Consider the following 7,640-nt stretch of genomic DNA (forward strand, 5'->3'; position numbering starts at 1 on the left):
CCGCGCGCCACCGTCACCGTGGGCGGCGCGCTCAGTGGCGATGACAGCTCGATCGGCGTGGGCGCCGGCTTCGGCTGGTAGACGCAGCACGACCACGCGGTTGCATGCATTCCCGCCGCCCGTTGCCGGGCGGCGCGCTTTCTTCGTCATGCCCTTTCGCACTCACCTCGAAGGAATCCCATCGTGATCCAGAGTTCTTCTACGCAGGCCCTTGTGCTTGCCTGCTGTGTCCTGGCTGCGTCGTGCAGTACGGCGTTGGCCGCCACCGCCGATGCGGCAGCGGCCAGTGGCCAACGCCAACAGGCCATGGTCAATGCGCCGGTTGACAGAATCATCGTCCGCTACCGCAGCGTGCAGGTAAGTACCGCGCGCGACATCGGCCGCAGTGCTTCGGCGACGGTCAGTGCGGCCGCCTCGCGCGCCTCCATCCGTCTTGCGCCTGCTGCCCGCACCGCTGCTACCGCAGCGCCAACCTACCTGCGCACGCTTGCTGCCGGCGGCGAACTGATCAAATTGCCGACCCAGCTCAGTCGCGCCGATGCCGACCGTCTGGTGCAGGAATTGAGTGCAGATCCGTCGGTCGAATCGGCGCAAGTGGATCTGCGCATGTATCCGTTGCAAGCCAGCGGCGCATTGCCGAACGATTCGCTGTTGCAAACCAACCAATGGCATCTCATCGACCCGGTGGGTGGCATCAACGTCGCGCAAGCCTGGAAAACAACGCAGGGCGAAGGTGTCGTCGTGGCGGTGCTGGATACCGGCATCCTGCCCGATCACCCGGACCTGGCCGGGAATCTGCTCACCGGCTACGACTTCATCACTGACCCGTTCTTCTCGCGTCGTGCCACGGCCGAGCGTGTGCCCGGCGCACTGGACCTGGGCGATTGGATCGCCGAAGACGGCGACTGCGGGCTGTTCTCGGTGGCCAGTGACAGCAGCTGGCACGGCACGCACGTGGCCGGCACGGTTGCCGAAGCCACCAACAACAACGGCATTGGCGGGGCAGGCGTCGCCTACAGGGCGAAGGTGTTGCCGGTGCGTATGCTCGGGCGCTGCGGCGGGCGACTCTCCGACATTTCTGATGCCATCGTCTGGGCGTCCGGCGGTCACGTCGATGGCGTGCCGGACAACCGCCATCCTGCCGAAGTGATCAACCTGAGCCTGGGCGGTGGCGGCGCATGCGGTTCGACGATGCAGGCCGCAATCAATGGTGCAGTGGCGCGCGGCACCACCGTGGTGGTGGCGGCGGGTAATTCAACTGCCGATGTATCGACGATGGCGCCCGCCAACTGCGCCAATGTGATCGCCGTTGCCGCCACGCGCGCCACCGGCGCGCTTGCCGATTACAGCAATTTCGGCCGTCAGATCGATCTGGCCGGTCCGGGCGGCAGCTCGATGTCCTTCGTCACCAACGATGGCCCGATCCGCAGCTTTGTGTGGCAAACCCTCTACACTGGCAAAACAACACCGACCTCCGGGCAGTTCACCTATGGCGGCACGCGTTACGCCGGTACCTCGATGGCATCGCCGCATGTGGCCGGCACCGCCGCATTGGTGCAGAGCGCATTGATCGCCGACGGCAAACCGCCGTTGTCGCCGGCCGAAATGGAAAGCCTGCTCAAGCGCACTGCGCGCGCATTCCCGGTGTCGATTCCGGTGGCAACGCCCGCCGGGGCCGGCATCGTGGATGCCGGAACCGCGGTTGCCCGCGCGTTGCGTCGCTGCGACAGGGGCGATGTGGGGTGTCGGGTGGATGCGCAGCCACTGCGTAATGGCGTGGTCCAGAGCGGCATTTCCAATCTGTCAGGCGATGCGGGTGTGTTTACGTTCGACGCGCAGGCGGGTGTGGTGCTGAGTTTCATCAGCTTCGGCGGCAGCGGCCAGGCGCAGTTGTACGTGGCATTCGGACGCGAACCCACCGCCACCGACAACGACGGCGCCTCCACGCGTCGCGGCACCAGCCAGACGGTGCGCTTCACCGCGCCGCGTGCCGGCACCTACATCCTCAAGCTGGAAGGCAGCGTTTTCGACGCGGTGAACCTGCTGGCGCGTCAATGATTCGACACCCGGTCGTCGGTGCGGCGAGATCGCCATTTCCTTGGCGGTGAACGCATGAGCCACGGCCGCTCCGCACGCCGATCGAAGGCGCATGCAGGGTGCGGGGCCTGCTGACCGCATACCTGACCTGCCACCTCCTGCATTTTGCGCAACAAAGCCCGCTGGAGTCCTGCCAGCGGGCTTTTTTGTCTTTTCCAGTTCCGCCTATTCGGCCCTGAAATGTCTCGAAGGACATGATCTAGGTCGCTGTTTTCCAAAGATTTATCAAAAATCTAATGAAGCAAACAGAAGTTTAATAAATCGCGCACTTCTCTTCGCTTCCTGTCAAAAACTTGACGCCTGAAATGGCGGCTGTTAACACTCCGCTCAGTTATTTGGTTGGGTAGCGTTCACTTTTTTGCCTATCCAGGAAGCCGGTGCAAGCCGCCCCGCCGCAAGGCCCATAGCGCGAACAACTGCGGTGAATTGTAGGCTGGAACGCCTTGCGCCGCTGGGTGTTCGCCAAAAAACCAGTCCAACAACTTCAGGAGTCGTGCGTCGATGAATCGGATTTATCGCAAGTTCTGGAACAAATCGCTTGGCCTGTGGGCCGTAGTCTCGGAATTGGCCAGTGGCGACAGCCCCGGAGCGGTTGCCTGCGCCGCATTCATCGATCGCCGTCAGAGCCTGGGACTGACCGCCGCCATCGCCCTGGCGCTGGGTAGTGCAGGATTTGCAACGCCGCTTTCCGCCAGTGCGCCATCGGTGGAAGTCGGCCGCGGCGCAGCGGCGCCGGCCAGCAAGGCCACCGCCATCGGCACCAATAGCCATGCCAGCGCCACCGGTGCCGTGGCCACCGGCGCCGACAGCAGCGCCAGTGGCACCAACAGCAGTGCGATCGGGCGCCAGACCAATGCGATCGGCGAAAACGGCGTGGCCATCGGCTACAACAGTTTCGTGCGCCAGAGCGGCGAAAACGGCGTGGCGCTCGGCGCCAATGCCGGCGTGACCGGCGCAAATTCGGTAGCGTTGGGCGCAGGCTCGCGCACCCACGAAGACGACGTGGTGTCGGTGGGCAGCGGCAATGGCCGCGGTGGCCCGGCCACGCGCCGCATCACCAACGTCACTGCCGGCGTCAATGCCACCGATGCGGTCAACGTGGCGCAGTTGCGCGACGTGGCCGATGTGGCCGAAGACACCGCGCTGTTCTTCAAGGCATCCCCGGGCGAAGACAGCGTGGGTGCGTATGTCGAAGGCGACAGCGCCCTGGCGGCCGGCGACGGCGCCAATGCCGTCGGCACGGCGACCACGGCGCTGGGAACCGGCGCCAATGCGGTGGCCAACAGCGCCACCGCGGTGGGCGTAAACGCGCTCGCGTCCGGGCAGAACAGCGCAGCATTTGGTCACAACGCACAGGCCAATGGTCCGGCGAGCGTGGCCGTGGGCGGTGCGGCAGTGAACGAAGACGGCGAGCCGTTGGTCACCACCGGCGGCGTGCCGGTCACCACCGGCGCCACCAGTGCCGGCGTCGGCGGAACTGCAGTCGGCGCCAGCGCCAATGCCGATGGCTTTGCGGCATCGTCGTTCGGCGTGGGTGCCTATGCGGCAGGCGCGCAGGCGTCTGCGTTTGGTGCGGTCGCCAATGCGGCAGGTGATTACGCCACTGCGGTTGGCACGCAGACCAGCGCCAGCGGCACCAGCAGCACCGCGGTTGGTGGGCCAGTGGATCTGATTCCCGGTCTGGGCTTCTTCGTGCAGACCCAGGCCAGTGGCGAAGCCTCCACTGCGCTGGGTGCCGGCGCGATCGCATCGGGTACCTACACCACCGCGGTCGGCACGCTGAGCGAAGCCTCCGGCACCGAAGCCACCGCCGTGGGCTACTTCGCGTATGCACCGGGCGAAGGGGCAACTGCCGTGGGTCCGGAATCGTGGGCCAGCGGCGAACTGAGCACGGCGCTGGGCTATTACAGCACTGCCCGCGGCGCCAATTCGGTTGCGTTGGGCGCCAACTCGGTCGCCACGCGTGCCAATACCGTGTCGGTGGGTGCGGATGGCGCAGAGCGCCAGATCACCAATGTGGCGGCAGGTACCGAAGGCACCGATGCGGTGAATCTGGACCAGCTCACTGCGGTGTCCAATGTTGCGTCCACCACTGCGCGCTCCTTCGTTGCGACCGGCGATGGTGCTGCAATCGCACAAGGCGTCGATAGCGTCGCCGCCGGTTCCAATGCTACGGCAGACGGCGATTACAGCAGTGCGTTCGGGTCCAGCAGCCAGGCCACCGCGATCGGTGCGGTGGCCATCGGCAGCGGCGCCAGCGCCACCGCGCAGTACGCCAATGCGGCCGGCTACAACGCAGCGGCCAGCGGCTTCGGCAGCGTGTCCAATGGCGCCTTCAGCCAGGCCAGCGGCGACTATGCCGTGGCCGTCGGTGGCGAAAGCCAAGCGGCCGGTGCGCAGAGCACCGCACTTGGCGCCGCCGCCGGCGCGTATGGCGATGGCTCGCTGGCGGTCGGTGCGCTGAGCCAAGCGCAGGGCAGCGAATCCACTGCCATGGGTTATTTCTCCAGCGCCAGTGGCGAATCGGCCACCGCCGTCGGCGCGGAGAGCGTTGCCAACGGCACCAGCGCTGCGGCGTTCGGCTTCGGCGCGGAGGCGACGTCTAACTACTCCACCGCGTTAGGTGGATATTCCAGCGCCAGCGGTTTCAACAGCACCGCGCTGGGTAATTTCAGCACTGCCAGCGGCTCCAATACTGTTGCCGTGGGCGGCGATGCGGCCGCCACAGGTGCCGACAGTGTTGCCGCCGGCCAGGGCAGTGTGGCCAGCGGCTACCACAGCGTCTCGGTGGGTGGTGCCTTGCTCGGCCTGTTGCCGACCGAAGCCTCCGGCGATTACTCCACTGCGGTCGGTGGCGCGGCGTGGGCGCCGGGTCTCAACAGCACAGCGCTGGGCAATTTCGCCGAATCCACCGGCCAAGGCAGTGTGGCCCTGGGCGCCGATTCGGTGGCCGATCGCGACTTCGCGGTGTCGGTGGGCAGTGCTGGCAACGAGCGTCAGATCACCAGCGTTGCAGCCGGCACGCAAGGCACCGACGCGGTGAACCTGGATCAGCTCAACGCCGTTGCCGAAGCCGGCGCAGCCACGAGCAAATACTTCCAGGCCAGCGGCAGCGCCGATAGCGACGCAGGTGCCTACGTCGAGGGCGATAACGCGCTGGCGGCAGGCGAGGGTGCCAATGCCACCGGTACCGGCACCACCGCATTGGGTGCGGGCGCGCAGGCAGTGGTGGACAACGTCACAGCCGTGGGCGTGGGTGCATTGGGTGGCGGCACCGGCGCGGCCGCGTTGGGCAGCAATGCGCAGGCGCTGGGCGAAAACAGCAGCGCGGTCGGCAGCAATGCATTGGCCAGCGATATCGGCGCCACCGCGAATGGTGCCGGCGCGCAGGCGATTGCGACCTACACCACGGCACTGGGCAGCGAAGCGGTGGCGTCCGACAATCAGGCCATCGCTGCGGGTTTCCGCAGTATCGCGTCCAATGTCGGCAGCGCCGCCTTCGGTGGCTACAGCGAATCCACCGGCCGCCTGTCGTCGGCATTGGGTTATGGCGCGGTCGCGTCGAGCGATTACAGCACCGCCGTCGGCGCCGTGGCGTTGGCCTCCGGTGCCAGTGCGGTAGCCGTTGGCGAATTCAGCGAAGCCACCGGCGATGAGAGCGTGGCCGTCGGCGGCAGCACGTTCTTCGGGTTCATCCCGGCACGCGCCTCCGGCACGGGTGCGGCGGCGTTCGGTGCCGGTGCCTGGGCCACGGCGGACTACACCACCGCCGTCGGCTGGAATTCCTATGCCGACGGCGTCAATGCCAGCGCATTGGGCCAGAGCGCAGCGGCGCTTGCCGACAACACCCTGGCACTGGGCGGCGGCAGCCGCGCCGATGCGGTCGGCGCCAGTGCGGTTGGCGTGGATGCGTCGGCCACCGGCATCAACAGCACCGGCGTCGGTCGTCAGGTGAATGCCATCGGCGAAAACGCGGTATCGGTGGGTTACAACGCGTTCGTGCGCGAAAGCGGTCGCAATGCCGTGGCATTGGGTGCCAACGCTGGCGCCAGCGGCGCCGATTCGGTGGCCCTGGGCTCGGGCTCGCGCACCTACGATGCCGATACGGTGTCGGTGGGCAGCGGCGATGGCCGCGGTGGCCCGGCCACGCGCCGTATCGTCAATGTGGGTGCCGGCGCGATCGCCAGTGCCAGCAACGATGCGATCAATGGCGGCCAGCTGTTCCAGTCGCTGAGCAATGCTGCCAGCTTCCTCGGCGGCGGTGCGGCGATCGGTGCGCAGGGCGTGTTTGTGGCGCCGACCTATGTGATTCAAGGCGCCAGCTACAACAACGTCGGTGCGGCACTGACGGCGTTGGACAGCAAGGTCAGCGAACTGGATGCACGAGGCGGCGCGGCAACAGCTGCGTCACGGACATCTCTCGCACGCCTGGCAACGTCGCGCACCGCAGTGTTTGACGCAGCGCTGGCAACCGACGCAATAGCCGACAGTCCCCTCTCTTCTGCAGCGACGGCGACTGCAACTGGGCTTTCCGCAAGCACTGCGGTCCAAGGCACACCCACTGCCGCAGTGGATGGCAGCATCACGCCGGCGGCCACCTCCACGGCCGTGGGCACGGCAGCAGTGGCCAATCACGTCACCGGCACGGCAATCGGTGGCAGCGCGTATGCGCATGGCCCCAACGACACGGCCATCGGCAGCAATGCGCGCGTCAATGCCGATGGCAGCACGGCGGTGGGTGCCAATGCGCAGATCGCGGCGGTAGCCACCAATGCCGTGGCGATGGGCGAAGGTGCGCAAGTGACGGCCGCGTCCGGCACGGCGATCGGCCAAGGCGCCCGTGCCACGGCACAAGGCGCCGTGGCACTGGGTCAGGGTTCGGTCGCCGATCGTGCCAACACGGTGTCGGTGGGCAGCGTGGGCGGTGAGCGTCAGGTGGCCAATGTGGCCGCCGGTACGCGTGCCACCGATGCGGTCAACAAGGGTCAGTTGGACAGCGGCGTTGCCGCCGCCAACAGCTACACCGACAGCCGCTACAACGCGATGGCTGACAGCTTCGAAAGCTACCAGGGCGATATCGAAGACCGCCTGCGCCGGCAGAACCGTCGTCTGGACCGTCAGGGCGCGATGAGCTCGGCGATGTTGAACATGTCCGCCAGCGTGGCCGGTATCGCCTCGCAGAACCGCATCGGTGCCGGTGTCGGTTTCCAGAACGGGCAGTCGGCGTTGTCGGTGGGCTACCAGCGTGCGATCAGCCCGCGCGCCACCGTCACCGTGGGCGGCGCGCTCAGTGGCGATGACAGCTCGATCGGCGTGGGCGCCGCCGCGCTTGATGCGATAACGCCTTACCAGCCGAAGCCGGCGCCCACGCCGATCGAGCTGTCATCGCCACTGAGCGCGCCGCCCACGGTGACGGTGGCGCGCGGGCTGATCGCACGCTGGTAGCCCACCGACAACGCCGACTGCCCGTTCTGGAAACCGACACCGGCACCGATGCGGTTCTGCGAGGCGATACCGGCCACGCTGGCGGACATGTTCAACAT

The 7,640-nt window shown here is 66.9% G+C and carries 2 protein-coding genes and 2 pseudogenes; 3 read left to right on the top strand and 1 reads right to left on the bottom strand.

Annotation, left to right across the window (positions count from 1 at the left end; translation table 11 throughout):
* The 3 genes and pseudogenes from XAXN_RS23745 to XAXN_RS19415 form a co-directional block, all read left to right on the top strand.
* A pseudogene (locus XAXN_RS23745) lies at nt 1-81 on the top strand (adhesin); the annotation flags it as partial.
* A 102-nt stretch (nt 82-183) separates the two neighbouring features.
* Entirely contained in the window at nt 184-2,058 is a 1,875-nt protein-coding gene (locus XAXN_RS19410) for a S8 family peptidase (RefSeq protein WP_054320734.1), read from the top strand.
* Nucleotides 2,059-2,598: 540 nt separating this feature from the next.
* Nucleotides 2,599-7,542 carry an ESPR-type extended signal peptide-containing protein gene (locus tag XAXN_RS19415; protein ID WP_425511888.1) on the top strand — a complete coding sequence of 1,648 codons (4,944 nt, stop codon included), beginning with the start codon at nt 2,599-2,601 and terminating at the stop codon, nt 7,540-7,542.
* Here XAXN_RS19415 and XAXN_RS22200 read toward each other — a convergent pair.
* Nucleotides 7,506-7,640: pseudogene (locus tag XAXN_RS22200) on the bottom strand (adhesin); the annotation flags it as partial. The gene XAXN_RS19415 and the pseudogene XAXN_RS22200 sit on opposite strands and share 37 nt — an antisense overlap.

Origin of the sequence: Xanthomonas axonopodis (assembly GCF_001304695.1) — a bacterium.
Classification (GTDB): domain Bacteria; phylum Pseudomonadota; class Gammaproteobacteria; order Xanthomonadales; family Xanthomonadaceae; genus Xanthomonas; species Xanthomonas axonopodis.

What these genes read in the sequence shown, in the direction of transcription:
- XAXN_RS19415 (WP_425511888.1), top strand. Translation starts at nt 2,599, where the DNA reads ATGAATCGGATTTATCGCAAGTTCTGGAACAAATCGCTTGGCCTGTGG.